Below are 20132 nucleotides of genomic sequence, written 5' to 3'. Positions count from 1 at the left end.
GAAGTCAAGGCTTAGAAATATACTCGTCAAGGAACAATAAGGTGAAATATAATGTTGAATGAAGAGTTTGATCCTGCTCAGGATGAACGCTGACAGAATGCTTAACACATGCAAGTCGATGGGGAAGCGGCGCTTGCGCCGTGGCAACCATGGCGGACGGGTGAGTAACGCGTAAAGAACTTGCCGGATGGACCGGGATAACAGCTGGAAACGGCTGGCAAGACCGGATACTGTGGGCTTACCGCATGGCTTACCATGAAAAGGATGCCGTCCGAGAGCTTTGCGTCCTATTAGCTGGTTGGTAAGGTGACGGCTTACCAAGGCGATGATAGGTAGCTACCTGAGAGGGTGGACTACCACAAGGGGACTGAGATACCCTTACTCCTACGGGAGGCAGCAGTGGGGAATATTGGACAATGGGGGCAACCCTGATCCAGCAATTCTGTGTGCACGAAGAAGGTTTTCGGATCGTAAAGTGCTTTCAGCAGGGAGGAAGGAAGTGACTGTACCTGCAGAAGAAGCGACGGCTAAATACGTGCCAGCAGCCGCGGTAATACGTATGTCGCGAGCGTTATCCGGAATTATTGGGCATAAAGGGCATCTAGGCGGTAAGTCCGGGGTGAAAACTGCTGGCTCAACCAGCAGCCTGCCTTGAAACTACCCGGCTTGAGTGCTGGAGAGGTGGACGGAACTGCACGAGTAGAGGTGAAATTCGTAGATATGTGCAGGAATGCCGATGATGAAGATAGTTCACTGGACGGCAACTGACGCTGAAGTGCGAAAGCTAGGGGAGCGAACAGGATTAGATACCCTGGTAGTCCTAGCTGTAAACGATGATTACTGGTGTGGGCATGAAGAGTGTCCGTGCCGAAGCTAATGCGATAAGTAATCCGCCTGAGTACTACCGCAAGGCTGAAACTCAAAGGAATTGACGGGGACCCGCACAAGCGGTGGAGCATGTGGTTTAATTCGACGCAACGCGAGGAACCTTACCAGATCTTGACATCCTCGGAAGGCGGCGGAGACGCCGCTGTGCCCTCGGGAGCCGAGTGACAGGTGGTGCATGGCTGTCGACAGCTCGTGTCGTGAGATGTTGGGTTAAGTCCCGCAACGAGCGCAACCCCTATCGCTAGTTGCCATCATCAGGTTGGGGACTCTAGCGAGACTGCCTGCGAAGAGCAGGAGGAAGGTGGGGATGACGTCAAGTCATCATGCCCCTTATGATCTGGGCTACACACGTGCTACAATGGCTGGTACAGAGAGATGCGACGCAGCAATGCCAAGCCAACCTCTAAAGCCAGTCCAAGTTCGGATTGAAGCCTGCAACTCGGCTTCATGAAGTTGGAATCGCTAGTAATCGCGGATCAGCAATGCCGCGGTGAATACGTTCTCGGGTCTTGTACACACCGCCCGTCACACCACGAGAGTTGTCTGCACCTGAAGCTGCCGGTCTAACCTTTCGGAAGAAGGCATCTAAGGTGTGGACAGTGATTGGGGTGAAGTCGTAACAAGGTATCCGTACCGGAAGGTGCGGATGGATCACCTCCTTTCTAAGGAGCATGTTTTCCTGCGCTTCTTCTTTGAAGTTTTTCCTTTTAAGGACAATGGGAAATGAATAGTAGGTAAAAGATTACAACAAAATAGATTATTCTGTTTGATAAAAAAGCTAATTAAGAGCACACGGAGGATGCAGGCAATAACAGCCGAAGAAGGACGCGATAAGCTGCGATAAGTCAGGAGATGCACATAATCAATGACGCCTGAATCTCCGAATGGGGCAACCCGCATGCTTGAAGAGCATGCACGAGAGTGGTAAGCCTGCGAACTGAAACATCTAAGTAGCAGGAGGAAAAGAAAGTAAAAACGATTCCCTGAGTAGCGGCGAGCGAACGGGGAGAAGCCTAAACCGTGCCGGTGCCAAGCTGGCAGCGTTGCCGGCGCGGGGTTGTGGGATTTCATACGACTGACGCCATAATGTCTAAGTGCAGCAAGTAGAATCAGCTGGAAAGCTGAACCGTAGAAGGTGACAGTCCTGTACACGTAAATGCTGAGCCATGACTTGAAACTCCCGAGTAGCGTCAAGCACGAGGAACTTGGCGTGAATCAGCGTGGACCATATCACGCAAGGCTAAATACTGTTATTGACCGATAGTGAAGAGTACCGTGAGGGAAAGGTGAAAAGAACCCTGTGCAAGGGAGTGAAATAGAATTTGAAACCGTGTGCTTACAAACGGTAGGAGCCCTTCGGGGTGACTGCGTGGATTTTGGTTAATCATCCTGCGAGTTATGATCAGTGGCAAGGCTAATTAATGAAGCCGAAGGGAAACCGAGTCTTAACAGGGCGGCTAAGTCGCTGGTCATAGACGCGAAACCTAGTGATCTATTTGTCCAGGCTGAAGCTGAGGTAAGACTCAGTGGAGGGAACTCACCGCCGTTGAAAAGTTGGGAGATGAGATAGGTCTAGGGGTGAAAAGCCAATCGAACTAGGAAATAGCCCGTTCTCTCCGAAATGCATTTAGGTGCAGCCTGAATCTTAGATAACTGGGGGTAGAGCACTGTATGATCTAGGGGGCGTACTGCTTACCGAAATCAAGCAAACTGCGAATACCATTTATTACTGATTCGGAGTGAGTCCGTGGATGACAAGGTCCGCGGACGAGAGGGGAACAGCCCAGACCACCAGCTAAGGTCCCAAATTATGTCTAAGTGGGAAAGGAGGTGGATATTCACAGACAACCAGGAGGTTGGCTTAGAAGCAGCCATGCCTTGAAAGAGTGCGTAATAGCTCACTGGTCGAGAGTATCTGCGCCGAAGATGTAACGGGGCTCAAGACATAAACCGAAGCTGTGGAAGCGGCCATGCCGCTTGGTAGGAGAGCGTTCTGTAGGTCTGCGAAGGCTGGCCGGAAGGCCTGCTGGAGACATCAGAAGCGAGAATGCAGGAATGAGTAGCGAGAAGGAGGGCGAGAATCCCTCCGGCCGGAAGTCCAAGGTTTCCGGGGGAAGGTTTGTCCGCCCCGGGGAAGTCGGGACCTAAGCGTAAGCAGAGATGTGATTGCGAATGGGAAACAGGTTAATATTCCTGTACCGCTGTCAGTCGCCTGAGTGACGGAGTGACGCAGCAAGGTATGTGAGAAGGCTGACGGAATAGCCTTTCTAAAGGCGTAGCCTGGGCACGCAGGCAAATCCGCGTGCCTAAAGGTGAGACCCTATGGGCAAGTGCTCCTGCACAAGTCACAGATCCTACACTGCCAAGAAAAACTTCTAGCGAGACTGGACAGCGCCCGTACCCTAAACCGACACAGGTGGACAGAGTGAGAAACTTAAAGTGACAGGATAACTCTAGCTAAGGAACTCTGCAAAATAGCCCCGTAACTTCGGGAGAAGGGGTGCCTGACATACCTGAGGGGAGAAGCGCCTCAAGGGGAAACATACGCAGTGAAGAGTCTCAAGCAACTGTTTACCAAAAACACAGGTCTATGCTAAGCTGGAAGGCGACGTATATGGGCTGACACCTGCCCAGTGCCGGAAGGTTAAGAGGAGGAGTGAGAGCTCCGATTTGAAGCCCCGGTGAACGGCGGTAACTATAACGGTCCTAAGGTAGCGAAATTCCTTGTCGGGTAAGTTCCGACCTGCACGAATGGTGAAATGATTTGAGAGCTGTCTTGGCTGGAGACCTGGTGAAGTTGTAATGCCGGTGAAGATACCGGCTACCTGCAGTAGGACGGAAAGACCCCGTGGAGCTTCACTGCAGCCTGGCATTGGGTTCTGGCAACGTGTGTATAGGATAGTTGGGAGACTGCGAAGTTGAGGCGCCAGCCTCTTCCGAGTCGCTGTTGGAATACCAACCATATGCTGCCGGAATTCTAATCCGCTCGCGGAGACAGTGCTAGGCGGGCAGTTTGACTGGGGCGGTCGCCTCCAAAAGAGTAACGGAGGCGTTCAAAGGTTCCCTCGGGCTGGATGGAAATCAGCCTTCGAGTGCAAACGCATAAGGGAGCTTGACTGCAAGACCGACGGGTCGAGCAGGTACGAAAGTAGGAGTTAGTGATCCGGCGGTCCCTCATGGAAGTAGTCGCTCAACGGATAAAAGCTACCCCGGGGATAACAGGCTGATACTTCCCAAGAGTCCATATCGACGGAAGTGTTTGGCACCTCGATGTCGGCTCGTCTCATCCTGGGGCTGGAGAAGGTCCCAAGGGTTGGGCTGTTCGCCCATTAAAGAGGCACGCGAGCTGGGTTCAGAACGTCGTGAGACAGTTCGGTCCCTATCCACTGCAGGCGCTTGAGCACTGAAAAGATCTGACCTTAGTACGAGAGGACCGGGTTGGACAGACCTCTGATGTATCAGCTGTCACGCCAGTGGCACGGCTGAGTAGTCACGTCTGGTAAGGATAATCGCTGAAAGCATCTAAGCGAGAAGCCGGCTTTGAGATGAGTGCTCGCAGTATCCACAGAGAACATGTGGTCGATAGGCTGGGGATGTAAGCGCAGCAATGCGTTCAGTTGACCAGTACTAATATTACTTGGGCTTTTTTAATCTTTTGCTCGCCTGCTATTTATTTCCCATTGCCCTTTACATCCATTCTTGTTTGGTGACCATTGCGGCAGGGATACACCCGGTGACATCCCGAACCCGGCAGTTAAGTCTGCTTGCGCCTACGATACTTGGCATGCGCCAGGGAAAATGGGCAGTCGCCAAACTTTTCTTTTTCTGCGTCTCCGTAGCTCAGCTGGTTAGAGCATCTGACTGTTAATCAGAGGGCCGCTGGTTCGAGCCCAGCCGGGGACGCCATTTTTTATTGAATAAAAAAATACCAACTCTTAGTTCCCTAGAATTGGTAAATTTTATTTTAAAATTTGTTTTTATTCAGCAATTTCAGTTATATTTTTGACTTTGTAATGACCAGCATTATTTATTAAATCAGCGATTAGAATGTCATCCACTTCTTCATTTAAAGTTATTTTTGCATTTTTTTTGTCTAAATTTACTGACACTTCTTCAACTTCTGGAATTGAACACAATGTATCTTCTACTTTCTTTTGGCAGTGTTCACAATGCATTCCTTCAATTTCAATTAATTTTTTTATCATAAAAAACATCTCCATTCATTTTAAACTTTCACTTTTATTATATAAAATTTTATTTTAAAATTCAAGTTTTTTAAAATATTTTCTTTAAATATAAAAAAAGTAATTTTTTATTTAAAATTATTAAAAAAAATGGTATAATACTTTTAAGTTGACTTTTTAGAAAAGGAGAGATTATGTATGATTTTACAGCATGTATTGTAACATACAATACTCCAAAAAATGATTTGAAGAAAATAATTAAATGTTTTCAAAAAATTAAATTAAATTTTAAATTATGGATTTCAGATAATTCTGAAAAAGATGATTTGAAAAGTTTTTTTAAGGAAATAGATGATAACCGAATAGAATATATTTTTAATAATTCAAATAAAGGTTTTGGGGCTGGGCATAATGTGGTTATTGATAAATTGATTAACAGTTCTGAAATATCTGAATTTCATTTGATTATTAATGCGGATATTTTTTTTGAGGAAAATATAGTTGAGAAAATTTTTGAGTACATGAAAAGACATAGTGAAATTGGGCAAATTGGTCCTAAAATTAGGGATTTAGAAGGGAATTTCAGCTATACTTGCAGATTGTTTCCAAAACCTTTGAATCTTGTATTTAGAAGGTTTTTACCATTTAAAAATATTGTTTATAAAATGGATTATGATTATGAAATGAGATGGGCAAATTTTGAGAAAATAATGGAAGTTCCGATACTTTCTGGGTGTTTTATTTTTTTAAGAGTTTCGGCATTAAAGGAAATCGGTGGATTTGATGAGAGATATTTTATGTATATGGAAGATTACGATTTGTGCCGAAGAATTGGACAGAAATATAAAGTTGTTTATTATCCAGAAGTCGAGATATTTCATGAGCATGGGAAGGCTTCGTATAAATCGAGAAAAATGATGATGTTTCATGTAAAATCAGCTATTAAGTATTTTAACAAATGGGGATGGTTTTTTGATAAAGAGCGAAAAATTAAAAATGATGAAACTAGAGAAAGATATTTTAAAGAAAATTAAATAATAAGAAGTTTTAAATTTAGAGTATTAAAACATTTCAAGCATAAGTATTAGATTATAAAATTTTTAATTTAATATTTATGCTATTTTTAGTATTTAAAAGAGGAGATATAAATTTTGATCTTTGAATTCAAGGTGATATAATTATAAATATGAGTTATTAGGAGGAAAATAGATGAAAACATATTTAGTAACAGGTGCAGCGGGATTTATTGGGGCAAATTTTTTGAAATATATTTTGAAAAAGTATGAGGGGAAAGAAGATATAAAAGTTATAGTTGTTGATGTATTGACTTATGCAGGAAATTTGGGGACTATTAAAGAGGAAATTAAAGATGCAAGAGTGGAATTTAAAAAAGTTGATATTAGGGATAGGAAAAAAATTGAGAGAGTTTTTTCTGAAAATGATGTTGATTTTGTGGTGAATTTTGCGGCGGAATCGCATGTTGATAGATCGATTGAAAACCCACAAATTTTAAACTAATATTTTGGGAACTCAAAATTTGTTGGAAAATGCTAAAAAGGCTTGGACAATTTCTAAAGATGAAAATGGATATCCAATTTACAAAGATGGTGTGAAATATTTGCAAGTGTCTACTGATGAGGTTTATGGAAGTTTGACGAAGGATTATGAAATAGCGATTGATTTGGCAATTGAAGATAAAGAAGTGAAAAAAGTTTTAAAAAATCGAACAAATTTAAAAACTTATGGGGATAAATTTTTTACAGAAAAAACGCCAGTTGACCCAAGAAGTCCTTATTCTGCATCAAAAACAGGAGCCGACCATATTGTAATTGCGTATGGAGAAACTTATAAAATGCCGATAAATATTACAAGATGTTCGAATAATTATGGTCCGTACCATTTTCCAGAAAAATTGATTCCTTTGATGATAAAAAATGTACTTGAAAGGAAGAAATTGCCTGTTTATGGGAAAGGTGACAATGTAAGAGATTGGCTTTATGTTGAGGATCACTGTAAAGGAATTGACTTGGTTGTGAGAAACGGAAGATTGGGAGAAATTTACAATATTGGTGGATTTAATGAAGAGCAAAATATTAATATTGTAAAATTGGTAATTGATATTTTGAAGGATGAAATTACTGCGAATGACGAATATAAAAAAGTGTTGAAAACTGACTTGGCAAATGTAAATTATGATTTGATAACTTATGTTCAAGACAGATTGGGACATGATATGAGATATGCGATTGATCCTTCAAAAATTGCGAGAGAATTGGGATGGTATCCTGAAACTGATTTTGAAACAGGAATCAGAAAAACTGTCAAATGGTATTTGGAAAATCAAGATTGGGTAAATGAAGTAGCTTCAGGTGATTATCAGAAATATTATGATGAAATGTATGGAAATAAATAGAAAGTTATGAAAAAAGTTATGAAGGAGGAAATTATGAATAATTTCAAAGTAGTTGAAACACCGATAAAAGGTTTAGTAATAATTCAGCCAAAGGTGTTTGGAGATGAAAGAGGATTTTTTTTAGAAACATATAATAAAAAGTCATTTAAAGAACTGGGGCTTACGATGGAATTCGTTCAGGACAATCATTCAAAATCCAAAAAAGGCGTGCTTAGAGGATTACATTTTCAGACAAAACATACTCAAGGGAAACTTGTCAGAGTGGCAAAAGGGAAAGTGTATGATGTGGCTGTGGATTTGAGAAAAAATAGTAAAACATTTGGTAAATGGTATGGAGTTTTGTTGACAGAAGCTAATAAGACTATGTTTTATGTGCCAGAAGGGTTTGCGCATGGATTTTTGACGTTGGAAGATGGTACGGAATTCATGTACAAGTGTACGGATTTGTATTCGCCAGAATATGATAGTGGAATCATGTGGAATGACAAAACTATTGGAATTGACTGGAAATTTGAGGAATTTGGGATTGATTCCAGTGAGCTTACAATTTCTGATAAGGATACTAAGCATCGGAATTTCGATAGAAATAAAAAATATTTTGAAAAATATTAAAAAATGAGCTCAAATTATTATAAAAAATTGTGAAAAAATTTTTATAAAAAACAGAAAAATTTTGATTTTTAGATAAAAAAGTGCTATAATGTGAAAAATTTTGATTGGAGATGATAAAATGAAAAATATCATAAAAAAATCGTTATTAGTTTTGGGAGTATTAAGTTTTTCAGCAGTTTCTTTTTCAGCGAGAAAAGTTTATGTGAAAAGGGAACCTAGTAGAATCATTTCAACTATAAAGAGTAGATTGGCAATAAGAAGAGCAAGAAGAGCTAGAAAATCAAAAAAAGTGTATGTAAAAAGAGAGCCTAGAAGAAAAAGAAGATAATTAAAATAATAAAAAGACTATCTCAGAATTTTTTCGAGATAGTTTTTTATTGATACAGTTAGTTTAAATTTTAAAAATGTTTGAAGAATATTCATAATTTTTTTGAAGTTGTATATAAATCCATTAAAATAGCAATGTTTTATTATGATTACGAAAAAATTACATTCTAAATTTTTGATTTATTTTGCAGAAATAAAGATACTTAAAATTTTTTTTATTTTATAGTGGTTTTTTTGATGGAATTCCCGTCTTTCTTGGATATTTTTCGTCAGTTTTTTTTGTTTTTTTGATTTCTAAAATGATTCTCTCATCACAACTGTCAGGAAGATTGAACTTGTGAATATTTTCGATTTTTGAGTTTAACTTTGAAAGTGCATTTTTACTTTCGTCAAGTTCATTTAAATTTAGTTTTTGTGGCAAAAATCTTCCGTTTACTTTGATAAAAGGTATCATATATTCTAAAATAATTCTTAAATTTGCAACTCCTCTGCAAAGTGCGCAGTCAAAAGTTTCCCTTTTTCCTTTTATCAATTCTTCAGCTCGTTTAAAACTTGTCTGAACATTTTTTAAATTTAACTTTTCAATGACTTCATTGATGAAATTGATTTTTTTTCTCACGGAATCAACTAGCAAAAACTCTTTTTCAGGATAAAAAATCGCAAGGACAAGTCCTGGAAATCCTGCACCTGTACCGACATCAATAAAGGATTTTTCCTCATCTTTTATAACTTTTGTAAGCAAAAGCGAGTCAATAAAATGTTTTTCCAGCATTCCATTTTTTTCACGAATCGCAGTTAAATTTATCACTTTATTTTTTTCATAAAGTAGTTCCAAAAAATCCAACATTTTTTCTAACTTTTCTTTTTCAAGTGAAATTTCTGCTTTTAAAAGTAAATTTTCAAAATAGTCTTTTATATTTTCCATAAATTTCTTTTTCTCTTTTCTTTTTTTTTAAATTATTCATTATTATATTTATTTGTTTATTTTCTTTTTTTATTCAAATTTTTATTTCAAAATTCCATCCAAATACATTATAAGTACCGAAATATCAGCTGGAGTTACACCTGCAACTCTTGCCGCTTGTCCCACATTGTATGGTCTTTTTTCCTTCAATCTCTGTTTAGCTTCTCGTGTTATCCCTTTCATCGCATCATAGTCAAAATCTTTTGGAATTAATTTTGTATCAAGTTTTTTTTCACGCTCCATGACACTTAGCGCTCTTGCGATATATCCTTCATATTTCACTTGCACTTCGATTTGATATTCAGTTTCGGCATCAAAATCCAATTTTGGAGGGTTTTCAATATCTTGCGCAATGTATTTTATATCTTCATAAGTAACTTTTGGTCGACGCAAAATTTCTTTTAAAGTTGTTCCGCTTTTTAGCGATTCTCCATATTTTTCAAGAATTTCCACCAATTTTTTGTTGCTAGTTCCAAGTTTTGTTTCTTCTAATTTTGTAATAGTATTTTTGACATTCTCTATTTTTTTCAAAACTTTGTCGTAATATTTTTTCGGAAGCAGTCCAACTTTGTAACCTTTTTCAGAAAGTCTAATATCTGCATTATCTTCTCTTAAAATAAGTCTATATTCCGATCTTGCGGTAAACATTCTGTAAGGCTCAAATAATTCTTTATTGATTAAGTCATCAATCATTGTACCAATATAAGAACTTTCTCTGTCTAAAATTAGAGGTTCTTTACCTTTTACTTTAAGAGCTGCATTTATTCCCGCAATAATTCCCTGAGCTGCAGCTTCTTCGTAACCGCTTGTACCGTTTAATTGACCTGCCAAAAACAGACCTTTTATTCTTTTTGTTTCAAGCGAATAGTCAAGTTCGCTTGGATTTACAATGTCGTATTCAACAGCGTAACCATACCGCATAATATGAGCATTTTCAAGACCTTCAATTGAGTTTACAATTTTTTGCTGCAATTCAGCTGGATAGCTTGTGGAAAGTCCACTTATGTAAACTTCTGTTGTGTGAAATCCTTCCGGCTCTAAGAATAAATGATGGCTGTCCTTGTCGCTAAATTTTACGACTTTATCTTCGATTGATGGACAATAACGAGGTCCTGTGCTGCTGATACTTCCGTTATACATTGGCGCTCTATGAAGGTTTTCTGTTATAATTTTATGTGTTGTCAAATTTGTTCTAGTCAAAAAGCATGATAACTGTGGTCGGCTCTGAGCTTCTTCATTGGAAGTCCTCATTGAAAATTTTAGTGGAACTTCAGTTTCTCCAGGCTGTTTTTCTAATTTTTCTAAGTCAAGAGTTCGGATGTCAAGTCTGGGCGGCGTTCCTGTCTTAAATCTTCCCATTTTAAATCCTAAATTTTTTAGCGACGAAGTCAGGTCATCAGCTGAGAGTTCTCCCATTCTTCCACCTTTAACTCTTTTTTCTCCGATGTATAAAAGTCCGCGAAGAAAAGTTCCTGTTGCAAGTACAACAGCTTTTGCGCAAAATTCCATTCCAGTTTTTGTCTTAATTCCTCTGATTTCGCCATTTTCTGTCACAAGTTCTGTCACAATATCCTGAATTGTATCAAGATTTTCTTGTTTTTCGACAGTTTTTTTCATTTCTAATGCGTAAATTTTTCTGTCAGCTTGGGAACGAAGAGATCTCACGGCTGGACCTTTTTTTGTGTTTAAAATTCTCATTTGAATAAAGCTCTTGTCCATATTTCGTCCCATTTCTCCACCAAGTGCGTCAACTTCTTTTGCCAAATGGCTTTTTGCAGGTCCGCCAATAGAAGGATTGCACGACATAACGCCGATATTATCTAAAGTTATTGTAAAAATTGCAGTATTTAGACCCATTCTGGCAGAAGCTAAAGCGGCTTCCACACCAGCGTGTCCAGCACCAACTACAATTACATCATAATTTTTCATCTTTTAAGATTCCTTTCAGATTATATTATATATAAATTTTTTTTATTTAAAAAGTTTCTGTCAAATCACAATTCAAGAAAATTTTTTAAAATGAAGTCTTTTAAGATATTATAACACAAAAAAAAATCTCAATCAATTTTAAGATAGAAAGCATTTTTATGTTTTTGGCTAAGTTTAAATGAGAGAAAATTTATATTTTAACAAAAAGATAGCAAGAAGTCGTAGGCTTTCTACAAGTGGGAGTGGTTCATCAGAACGAAATATGGTATTTGCAATACTATAATGTTTGTGATAAAATAAAAAATAAATCATTTTAGATTAGAAAGGAAGTAAGACAAAATGGAAGTTTATTTAGAATTATTCTGGATTTTCTTTAAAATTGGTGCATTCACTCTTGGTGGTGGATATGCGATTTTACCACTTATTCAGGCTGATGTCGTAGATTTTCATAAATGGTTAAATATACAGCAATTTACAGATATTGTGGCAATTTCTCAAGTAACTCCAGGTCCTATTTCGTTAAATTCAGCAACTTATGTCGGATATTTAGTTGGGAACAAAGCAGGAATTTGGAATGGAGTTTTAGCTGGAACAATTGCAACGATAGGATTAATTCTTCCATCAGTTATTGTAATGACTTTTTTCAGTAAATTTTATTTAAAATTTCAAGATAATAAATATATGGATAATGCGTTTGCTGGTCTTAAAATTGTTGTTGTAGGATTGATTCTAGCAGCTGCAATACTATTGATTGATAAAAATAATTTTATTAAATAGTGCAAGAACACTCGCGACTTTTAGTCGTGAAATGAATTGCACGAAAATTTTAGTAAGCATATAGGGAAACTTGTATGTAGACACGGAGCAAAACCGTGCAACAAAGAAACTGAACTGCTGGGAACTCTTAAAGCTGGTATAACCACAACATAATACCTTCGTTAAAATATGGTATAAGTGTGAAGGTGGCGAAAGCAGAAAAAATATACTAGATGGTGCAAGGTTAAATCCTAAACATCATGATAATAGACAATCAGCAGCTAAGCCTGAAAAGGAAAGTTCAACGACTATCCCTCGTGAGGGGAGTACAATACAAGCGATTGGTATTGGAAGTGGTTTCGCCTAAGTCCTTGAAATAGGATATGGATAAGATATAGTCTGTGCTTGTCAGAGATAACAAGAAGTTCATAAGAGAACTGCATAAGTAGTAGCGCACTTGTGTGAACGACGCTTCCCGCTGTTGTGGGGTTTTAAAAACTTTAAAAATATTTAAAAATAAATAAAAAATATTACTTTTTTGACAGATAAAATGTAGAATACGTGGTATAATATCTCTGATGAAAAGGAGGTGATATCTATGTATTTAACTTTAAAACAACAGGTAAAACATCTTAGCAAAAAGGAGTTTAGAAATTTAAAATATTTATCTCATGTAGCCAAGAACTTAACTAATGAAGCTATATATAATATTAGACAGTATTATTTTAATAAGAAAAAGTATTTAAGCTATAACGAAAACTATAAAATGCTTAAAAATAGTGAAAACTATAAGAAGTTAAATTCTAATATGGCTCAACAAATTCTAAAGGAAGTAGACGGAAGTTTCAAATCATTTTTTGGACTTTTGAAACTTGCTAAGAATGGTCAATATAATTTTAAAGATATAAAATTACCTAAATATCTTGATAAAGATGGTTTTACAACTCTTGTTATAGGTTTTGTAAGATTAAAAGATGATATGCTGATAGTTCCTTATTCAAATTCGTTTAAGAAAACTCATCAGGAAGTTAAAATTAAGCTGCCACCAGTATTAAAAGGCAAGAAGATAAAAGAGATTAGAATAATGCCAAAACAACATTCTAGGTACTTTGAAATTCAATACATTTATGAGGTAGAAGAAGTTCAAAGGGAATTAAATAAAGAAAATGCACTAGGAATTGATTTAGGTATAGATAATCTTTGTACTTGTGTTACAAATACTGGAGCTTCATTCATAATAGATGGTAGAAAATTAAAATCAATAAATCAATACTATAACAAGACAAATGCAAAATTGCAAAGCATAAAAGATAAGCAAAAGATTAAGCGGACAACATTAAGGCAAAAGAGAATAGCTAGAAGGAGAAATAATCGTATAGAAGATTATCTTTCAAATATAGGAAGCATAAATAATCAAAATTTTGTAAATATACCATATGGAAAATTAAGAGATAAATTAATATATCTATGTAAACTATATGGAATAGAATTTAAGCTGCAAGAAGAGAGTTATACATCAAAAGCAAGTTTCTTTGATGGAGATGAAATTCCAATATATGATAAAGAAAATCTACAAGAATATGTATTCAGTGGAAAAAGAATAAAAAGAGGACTATATCAAACAAGCACAAGTAAACTCATAAATGCAGATTGTAACGGAGCATTAAATATTCTAAGAAAAAGTAAAGTTGTGGACTTAAGCGTCCTATACAATAGAGGTGAACTGAACACACCTAAAAGAATAAGGGTAGTGTAAGGCTATCAAACTTCTTAGAAAATTTTTAAATATTTTTAAAGATTTTAGAACCCTGCGACTTTAGTCGTGGGAGGTTCAGTGACTGGAAAAGTGTTGTGATATTCGTTATATCTGTGGCACTTGTGTTAAAATGGAAAATGAGTCCGATATTGCTGACAGTAATTGCGGCGATTGCAGGAATTATAATTTATTAAAATCTTTACTTTAATCTTAGAAATAGAAAAAAATAAAATAGTTGTCTAAATTTGATTATTTTGATATAATAAAAATAAAAATTGTTAATTTTAAAAAAAATTTGACAATCAAAATAAAATATGATATATTTAGTCATACGAATTTAAAATAAAAGACTAGATATAGAATATAAACTAAATCAAATGGAGGTTAGAAAATGGCAAAAGTAGGTATTTTTTATGGATCAACAACTGGAGTTACTGAAGATATAGCAAATAGAATTGCTGAAAAAATTGATGGAGCAGAAGTTTTTAACATTGATGGAAATGTTGATGAGCTTGAAAACTATGATGTATTACTTTTAGGAACATCAACTTGGGGATTCGGAGATTTGCAAGATGACTGGCAAGCAGTATTAGACGACTTAGCTAACTTAAATTTAGCTGGAAAAAAAGTGGCATATTTCGGAAGTGGAGATCAGGGGACTTTCTCTGATACATTTATGGACGGAATGGCTATTATAAATGAAGAAATTTCAAAAACAGGAGCAACTGTAATTGGAAATACTTCAACAGAAGGATATGAGTTCAACGAATCAAGAGCAGTGGAAGGCGACAAATTTTTAGGACTTGCATTGGATGAAGTAAATCAGTCTGATTTGACAGATGAAAGAATTGATGCTTGGGTTGAACAAATTAAAAAGGAATTTTAGTGAAATTTTGTGAAAAAAGTTCACAAGTATAATTATGATTTTAGCTATATTCATATATAACTAAGATAAAATCAATTTTCACGAATTGATTTTCTCTCCAAAAAGTAGAAAAGGTGTCTCCACAACACCTTTTTTATTTTAAAAATATAATAATATTTTTTTTAAGAAAAAATATAAAATTGAAACATATAGAAATTTGTGGTATAATTAAAAATAATTTTAGATTAAGGAGAAAGTGAAAATGAAAAATGCAACTGTGATAATATTTTACGTAATTTTAATGGTAACTATATTTTTACCTGCATATCTTGCAAATAAAAAAAGAAAACAGCAACAAAAAGAGATGATTGACAATTTTAAAGTTGGGGATAAAGTAGTTACATCTGGAGGAATTTTAGGGACAATTACAAATGTTTTGAGTGAAACTTTGGAGATTAAAGTTGATAAAAATGCAAAAATTACAGTTTTGAAAACATCTATTTCAAGCGTAGAAAAAAAATAATTTTTTAGAAAGGATAGGTTTTGAAAAATGAAAAAAATATTGATATTTTTATTATTTTTAGTAGGTTCTGTCATATTTGCAGAAAATTTGGAAAGTATAAATTATAGAAATGGGACATTTAAAGGAATCTTTAAAGAGAATAAAAAAATGATGCCAGGGACAACTGTGACTAAAGTTGGAAATGACAATGTTTTAATTTTAAGTTTTTTAAATACAAAAGCGGCAAAAATTCCGCAAAGTACTTCTGTAAATGATCAGTATATAAGTAAAATTCAAGTTTATGAAAATGATTCTTCAACTTCGTTGATGTTTTATTTGAAACCATCGGCAAAATATCAAATAGTTACAAGAAACAAAGAAATTGAAGTGACATTTAATAGTGGAGATGCTAACTCTATGACACAGACAACGGTAACAACTAGACCAAATACAAGTACAACAAGTACAAGTATAAGCTCAAGACCGCAAGCAAGTGGTTATTCAAGACCAAATAATAACACAAATACTTACACACCGCCACAACAAAAACCAACAGGTCCAAGATATTCCACTTCAGGAAATAAAAAATATACTATTGTTGTAGATCCAGGACATGGTGGACATGATTCAGGTGCAAGAGGAAATGGATATAATGAAAAAGATATAGCATTACAAGTAGCAACAAGATTGGCTAACAATTTAAGACGGGATTATAATGTTATAATGACAAGAGATTCAGATTTCTTTGTACCATTAGATACAAGAGCTAAAATTGGAAATGATGCAAATGCAGATTTCTTTATAAGTATTCACTTAAATTCAGGTTCAAGCTCATCGGCAAATGGAACAGAAGTATTTTACTTTAGTAAAAAAGATGAAGGAAGTTATGCTGCAAGAGTTGCACAGATTGAAAATAGAGTGGATTCAAGCTATGGAGATACGCCATTTTCAGATTTAGTCGTAAAAGATATATTTTATAGAACAAATCAGAAAAAAAGTCAAGCTATTGCAACAACTGTGTTAGATAATCTTATAAACACTATTGGACTTAGAAGAAGAGGAGTTTTTGGAGCAAATTTTGCAGTGCTTCGGGGAAGTAATTCGCCTTCAATTTTGGTGGAATTAGGATTTATGAATAACTACGGTGACTTATCACAGTATTTAACACCTGAAGGTCAAGAAAGAGCAGCACAAGCTATTGCTAATGGAATTAGACAATATTTTAGATAATTAGGTTTACGAATATTTGGAGAAAATTATGGCAGAAGAAATTAAGAAAAAAAAAGGTTTTTTTAGAAAAAATGGCTGGGTGATATTGCTTGTTTTAGCAACTGGTGGAGTTGTAGCTACGAGTTTCTATGACAAAGATCACGAAGATATGATAGAAGTGACTGTGGATAAAGGTTCGGAAGAAGAGAGAATTCAAAATAATGCAGAAAATTATCAGACAATTACTATCTTTGTATATGATAAAAATACTAAAACTATAAATGAAAAAGAAGTGACAATTCCTAAACAGCTAAATTTAGTTGAAGGAGATTTTATTAATGAAATTATAAAAAATTCAGATTTTATTAATGAAAATATGAAATTTAGAAGTGCTTACAATTTAAGAATAAATAATGTCAACACAACAGTTGTAAAATTAAACGGAGAGTTTTTAAATTTGAAAAAAAATCCTGAATTATTTAATGGTTTTTCCCAAGCAGTGTCGAATACAATCTTGAAAAATTTTTCAAATATTCAAAGCGTTGTAATTCAGATAGATGGGGAAACAAATATCGGGTAGAAAATAATTGTCCTAAAATAATTAATGATTTTTTTGTTTCATTAATTTTTTGGGACAATTTTTTTAAAAAAGTAAAAGGTGATGGAGATGAGAGAGAAAAAATCTAAAAAAAACAAAAAAGAAGTAGAGAAATTTAAAGAAAATAAAAACGAAAGTAAAAAAGAAAAGAAAAATAAAAGTGAGAAAAAAGAAAGAAAAGACAATAAATTTTTTGGAAAAAAAGTTTTGAAAAAAAATGAGAGTGAAAATGAAAAAATAAAAAAATTTGAGGAAAGGGAAGAAAAAGAACTGAAATATTTAAAAAAAGTATTGGCGGAATATGAGTTTAATTTTCAAGAAATTTTGCAGCTCTTGGAGTGGAGTCCCAAAAAAAGAAAAATTTATAAGATGTTATTAAATCATTGGGAAGAAAAGGGAGAAATCTTTTTAAAGAGAAATGGAAAGTACACTTTGCCTGAAAAAGAAGGATTTTTGCGAGGAGAAATTTCGATTGGAAATGGGAATTTTGGATTTTTGGATATTTTAGGAGAACACAGCGTGTTTATTCCTGGCGCATATTTGAACACGGCAATGGATGGCGACACAGTTTTGGTACGAATTCTGAAAGAAAGCAGCAGTTCTAAAAAAAGAGAGGGCGAAGTTGTAAATGTAATTAAGAGAAACAGAGAGATTATAGTTGGGATTTTTGAGCATAATTTGAGCTTTGGCTTTGTTCGTCCAAAAAATTCTCCAAGCGACATTTACATTCCGAAAAAATTTATAAAAGGTGCAAAAACTGGGGATTTGGTTGCTGTAAAAATTGATTTTTGGGGAGACGATACACGAAAACCAGAAGGAGAAATTGTGAGTGTCTTGGGAAATCCGCAAGATACAGAAGTTTTGATTTCGTCGTTGCTTTTAAATGAGGGAATTGAAGAAAAGTTTTCTAATGAAGTTTTAAAAGAACTAGATAAAATTGATGAAGATTTTACAAATGAACTTTCAAATAGAAAAGATTTGCGAAATCTTGACATCATTACGATTGACGGAGCGGATGCAAAAGATTTGGATGATGCCGTGTATGTTGAAAAAAAAGAAGATAGATACAAACTTATTGTAAGTATTGCCGATGTTTCTCATTATGTTGGCGAAAATACTGCACTTGACAGTGAAGCACTAAAGCGGGGAAATTCGATTTATCTTGTGGACAGAGTAATTCCAATGCTTCCAAGAAAATTGTCAAACAACCTTTGTTCGCTTAATCCGAATGAAGATAAACTGACTTTCTCGGTTGAGATGGAAATTGATTTTAAAGGAAAAGTTGTAAAAAATAATTTTTATAAATCAGTTATAAGGTCCAAATATCGAATGACTTACGACGATGTGAATAAAATTTTTGATTATCAAAGAGATAAAAAGAGTGAAAAAAACGGAAAAAACGAAAAGAATGAGAATTTGTCTGAAGAAAAAAAAGAAATATTTTTTGAAAATAAAAAGGTTTTTGAAAGATATGAAAAAATTTCGGAAATGCTAAAAAATATGTTGGAACTTTCTAAAATAATTCGTGCGAATAAAAAGAGAAGAGGAAGCATTGATTTTGAACTGCCAGAAATAAAAGTTGTGCTGGATGAAAATAAACTTGTGAAAGACATTAAGCTTCGTTCTCGTGGGGAAGCTGAAAAGTTAATTGAAGATTTTATGGTAATTGCAAATGAAACTGTGGCAGAAAAATTATTTTGGGAAGAAACTCCAGCGATTTACAGGGTTCACGAAGATCCAGACAAGGCTAAAATTCAAGCGTTAAATGAAACGCTTATAAAATTTGGGTATTCACTAAAAAATATGGATGAAATTCATCCTGGAAAATTTCAAAATATTATAAATAAAACAACGGGACTGCCAGAAGGATATTTGATTCACAAGTTAATTTTACGGGCTATGCAGCGGGCAAGATATGCGAATAAAAATCTTGGTCATTTTGGTTTGGCTTCTAAATATTATTTGCACTTTACTTCGCCAATTAGGCGATATTCAGATTTAGTTGTCCACAGGATGCTTGGGCGTTCGATTGAAAGATTTATAAATGAGCGAGAGAAAACGAAATATTTATCCGATTTTGAAGTGATAGCAAGTAATATTTCCAAAACTGAGCGAATTGCCGATAAATTGGAAGAAGATAGTGTAAAAATTAAATTAATTGAATATATGCAAGATAAAATTGGTGAAACGTTTATAGCTAGACTTAGCAGAATGAATAAAAATAAAATATTTATGGAACTTGAAAATCATATAGAAGTTGTCTATAATATTACAAGTTCACGGGATAATTTCATTTATGATGAAGAAAATTTTAAAATTATAAATAAAAGGACAAATGAGAGCTTTACGATGGGAAACACGCTAAAAGTGAGTGTTGTGAGTGCAAGTTATGAAAAGATGGAAATTGAAGTTATTCCGTTTGAAGAAGAAAAAAGCGAAATAAATTTAGAAAACTAGAAAATTTATTTGATTTTTAGATTTTAGATAAAAAAAATTATTAAATACTTAAATACTTAAAAAGGATTATGCATTTTCCTAAATTAATGTAAATTTATGAGATGGAGAATTTTATATGAAAAGAAAGTTATTAATTTTAATAAGTTTTTGTTTCTTTTTGGTCATAAGTTGTGGAAATAAAGAGGAGCAAAAAATCAGAAAAGATTTTGACGCCACTATGGGAATTATGAGAACAGGTGACTACAATAAAGTAAAAAAAATGAGTTCTGAACTTAGTGAAGAGGAATTTTCAATTGTTGAAGAAGGATTTAAAAGAATAAAATATAAAATAAAAAAAGTTGAAGTAAATGGCAATAGAGCTAAGATGGCAATAGAAGTAAATTATCCAGATATTTCAAGTGTTATGCAAGAATACTTAGTTCAATTGGCCAGTAAAGGGCAAGAGATTGAAAATAAAAAATTGACGATTGATCAGGGAAAAAAAGAAATGAGAAATTTTACAAAAAGTTTTTTTTCTCAAAAATTTAAAGAAAATAAAGTAAGTTTTTTAAAAGAAAAATTGACGATAAATTATGTAAAAAATGATGAAAAATGGCGACTTAGCGCCAATGAAAATAAAGATTTAATAAAATTATTTTCGCTTGGAGTGGTGAATGAATAAAAGGGGGAAAA

The 20132-nt window shown here is 34.8% G+C and carries 15 protein-coding genes, 1 tRNA gene, 3 rRNA genes and 1 pseudogene; 17 read left to right on the top strand and 3 right to left on the bottom strand.

Annotated features, from left to right (window positions below):
* Positions 1-55 precede the first annotated feature (55 nt).
* From AB8B22_RS10025 to AB8B22_RS10010, 4 genes are all read left to right on the top strand, one after another.
* Positions 56-1550, top strand: a 16S ribosomal RNA gene (locus tag AB8B22_RS10025).
* 109 nt (positions 1551-1659) lie between these two features.
* Positions 1660-4539, top strand: a 23S ribosomal RNA gene (locus AB8B22_RS10020).
* Between the two features lie 51 nt (positions 4540-4590).
* Positions 4591-4703 (top strand): 5S ribosomal RNA (rrf, locus tag AB8B22_RS10015).
* The 16S, 23S and 5S rRNA genes sit together here with 1 tRNA gene alongside, the layout of an rRNA operon.
* Positions 4704-4717: 14 nt before the next feature.
* Positions 4718-4794: transfer RNA gene (locus AB8B22_RS10010), tRNA-Asn, on the top strand.
* Positions 4795-4865: 71 nt separating this feature from the next.
* Here AB8B22_RS10010 and AB8B22_RS10005 read toward each other — a convergent pair.
* Positions 4866-5093 (bottom strand): heavy-metal-associated domain-containing protein, encoded by a 228-nt coding sequence (locus AB8B22_RS10005; protein WP_094079616.1) that lies wholly within the window; start codon positions 5091-5093, stop codon positions 4866-4868.
* 173 nt (positions 5094-5266) lie between these two features.
* Between AB8B22_RS10005 and AB8B22_RS10000 the strand changes: the two genes are divergently transcribed.
* The 4 genes and pseudogenes from AB8B22_RS10000 to AB8B22_RS09985 all read left to right on the top strand — a co-directional run bounded on the left by AB8B22_RS10000 (position 5267) and on the right by AB8B22_RS09985 (position 8425).
* Positions 5267-6106, top strand: a complete 840-nt coding sequence (locus AB8B22_RS10000; protein ID WP_369710998.1) for a glycosyltransferase family 2 protein — start codon at positions 5267-5269, stop codon at positions 6104-6106.
* 175 nt (positions 6107-6281) lie between these two features.
* Positions 6282-7485, top strand: a pseudogene (locus tag AB8B22_RS09995) (dTDP-glucose 4,6-dehydratase).
* Between the two features lie 33 nt (positions 7486-7518).
* Positions 7519-8097: a dTDP-4-dehydrorhamnose 3,5-epimerase gene (gene rfbC, locus AB8B22_RS09990; protein ID WP_369710997.1), complete on the top strand. Its 579-nt coding sequence runs from the start codon at positions 7519-7521 to the stop codon at positions 8095-8097.
* A gap of 118 nt (positions 8098-8215) precedes the next feature.
* Entirely contained in the window at positions 8216-8425 is a 210-nt protein-coding gene (locus AB8B22_RS09985) for a hypothetical protein (protein WP_369710996.1), read from the top strand.
* Positions 8426-8644: 219 nt separating this feature from the next.
* On the opposite strand, the gene rsmG is transcribed toward AB8B22_RS09985, so the two are convergent.
* Positions 8645-9340 carry a 16S rRNA (guanine(527)-N(7))-methyltransferase RsmG gene (gene rsmG / locus AB8B22_RS09980; protein ID WP_369711956.1) on the bottom strand — a complete coding sequence of 232 codons (696 nt, stop codon included), beginning with the start codon at positions 9338-9340 and terminating at the stop codon, positions 8645-8647.
* Between the two features lie 90 nt (positions 9341-9430).
* Complete coding sequence (gene mnmG, locus AB8B22_RS09975) at positions 9431-11317, bottom strand: tRNA uridine-5-carboxymethylaminomethyl(34) synthesis enzyme MnmG (RefSeq protein WP_369710994.1); 1887 nt, start codon at positions 11315-11317, stop codon at positions 9431-9433.
* A gap of 339 nt (positions 11318-11656) precedes the next feature.
* Here mnmG and AB8B22_RS09970 point away from each other — a divergent pair, with 339 nt between their 5' ends.
* From AB8B22_RS09970 to AB8B22_RS09930, 9 genes are all read left to right on the top strand, one after another.
* On the top strand, positions 11657-12094 hold the full coding sequence (locus tag AB8B22_RS09970) for a chromate transporter (RefSeq protein WP_369710993.1): 438 nt from the start codon (positions 11657-11659) through the stop codon (positions 12092-12094).
* Positions 12095-12130: 36 nt separating this feature from the next.
* Positions 12131-12247: a MarR family transcriptional regulator gene (locus tag AB8B22_RS09965; RefSeq protein ID WP_099011781.1), complete on the top strand. Its 117-nt coding sequence runs from the start codon at positions 12131-12133 to the stop codon at positions 12245-12247.
* Between the two features lie 424 nt (positions 12248-12671).
* Positions 12672-13829 carry an RNA-guided endonuclease InsQ/TnpB family protein gene (locus AB8B22_RS09960; RefSeq protein WP_369710992.1) on the top strand — a complete coding sequence of 386 codons (1158 nt, stop codon included), beginning with the start codon at positions 12672-12674 and terminating at the stop codon, positions 13827-13829.
* A 391-nt stretch (positions 13830-14220) separates the two neighbouring features.
* Complete coding sequence (locus AB8B22_RS09955; protein ID WP_094079629.1) at positions 14221-14715, top strand: flavodoxin; 495 nt, start codon at positions 14221-14223, stop codon at positions 14713-14715.
* Positions 14716-14956: 241 nt separating this feature from the next.
* Complete coding sequence (gene yajC, locus AB8B22_RS09950) at positions 14957-15217, top strand: preprotein translocase subunit YajC (protein ID WP_369710991.1); 261 nt, start codon at positions 14957-14959, stop codon at positions 15215-15217.
* Between the two features lie 27 nt (positions 15218-15244).
* Complete coding sequence (locus AB8B22_RS09945) at positions 15245-16426, top strand: N-acetylmuramoyl-L-alanine amidase family protein (protein WP_369710990.1); 1182 nt, start codon at positions 15245-15247, stop codon at positions 16424-16426.
* Between the two features lie 28 nt (positions 16427-16454).
* Entirely contained in the window at positions 16455-16985 is a 531-nt protein-coding gene (locus AB8B22_RS09940) for a GerMN domain-containing protein (RefSeq protein ID WP_094079632.1), read from the top strand.
* 81 nt (positions 16986-17066) lie between these two features.
* The gene (locus AB8B22_RS09935) at positions 17067-19460 is read left to right on the top strand and encodes a ribonuclease R family protein (RefSeq protein WP_369711955.1); all 2394 of its coding nucleotides are present in this window, start codon (positions 17067-17069) and stop codon (positions 19458-19460) included.
* A gap of 115 nt (positions 19461-19575) precedes the next feature.
* Entirely contained in the window at positions 19576-20121 is a 546-nt protein-coding gene (locus AB8B22_RS09930; RefSeq protein ID WP_369710989.1) for a hypothetical protein, read from the top strand.
* Positions 20122-20132: the final 11 nt, after the last annotated feature.

Origin of the sequence: Leptotrichia rugosa (assembly GCF_041200005.1) — a bacterium.
In the GTDB taxonomy this organism is placed as follows: domain Bacteria; phylum Fusobacteriota; class Fusobacteriia; order Fusobacteriales; family Leptotrichiaceae; genus Leptotrichia; species Leptotrichia rugosa.
Note: the sequence above shows the minus strand (reverse complement) of the source record. Positions and strands in the feature narration are given on the sequence as shown.

What these genes read in the sequence shown, in the direction of transcription:
- AB8B22_RS09935 (WP_369711955.1), top strand. Translation starts at nt 17,067, where the DNA reads ATGGAGATGAGAGAGAAAAAATCTAAAAAAAACAAAAAAGAAGTAGAG.
- AB8B22_RS10000 (WP_369710998.1), top strand. Translation starts at nt 5,267, where the DNA reads ATGTATGATTTTACAGCATGTATTGTAACATACAATACTCCAAAAAAT.
- mnmG (WP_369710994.1), bottom strand. Translation starts at nt 11,317, where the DNA reads ATGAAAAATTATGATGTAATTGTAGTTGGTGCTGGACACGCTGGTGTG.
- AB8B22_RS09940 (WP_094079632.1), top strand. Translation starts at nt 16,455, where the DNA reads ATGGCAGAAGAAATTAAGAAAAAAAAAGGTTTTTTTAGAAAAAATGGC.
- AB8B22_RS09970 (WP_369710993.1), top strand. Translation starts at nt 11,657, where the DNA reads ATGGAAGTTTATTTAGAATTATTCTGGATTTTCTTTAAAATTGGTGCA.
- AB8B22_RS09930 (WP_369710989.1), top strand. Translation starts at nt 19,576, where the DNA reads ATGAAAAGAAAGTTATTAATTTTAATAAGTTTTTGTTTCTTTTTGGTC.
- AB8B22_RS10005 (WP_094079616.1), bottom strand. Translation starts at nt 5,093, where the DNA reads ATGATAAAAAAATTAATTGAAATTGAAGGAATGCATTGTGAACACTGC.
- AB8B22_RS09960 (WP_369710992.1), top strand. Translation starts at nt 12,672, where the DNA reads ATGTATTTAACTTTAAAACAACAGGTAAAACATCTTAGCAAAAAGGAG.
- AB8B22_RS09985 (WP_369710996.1), top strand. Translation starts at nt 8,216, where the DNA reads ATGAAAAATATCATAAAAAAATCGTTATTAGTTTTGGGAGTATTAAGT.
- yajC (WP_369710991.1), top strand. Translation starts at nt 14,957, where the DNA reads ATGAAAAATGCAACTGTGATAATATTTTACGTAATTTTAATGGTAACT.
- AB8B22_RS09945 (WP_369710990.1), top strand. Translation starts at nt 15,245, where the DNA reads ATGAAAAAAATATTGATATTTTTATTATTTTTAGTAGGTTCTGTCATA.
- AB8B22_RS09955 (WP_094079629.1), top strand. Translation starts at nt 14,221, where the DNA reads ATGGCAAAAGTAGGTATTTTTTATGGATCAACAACTGGAGTTACTGAA.
- rfbC (WP_369710997.1), top strand. Translation starts at nt 7,519, where the DNA reads ATGAATAATTTCAAAGTAGTTGAAACACCGATAAAAGGTTTAGTAATA.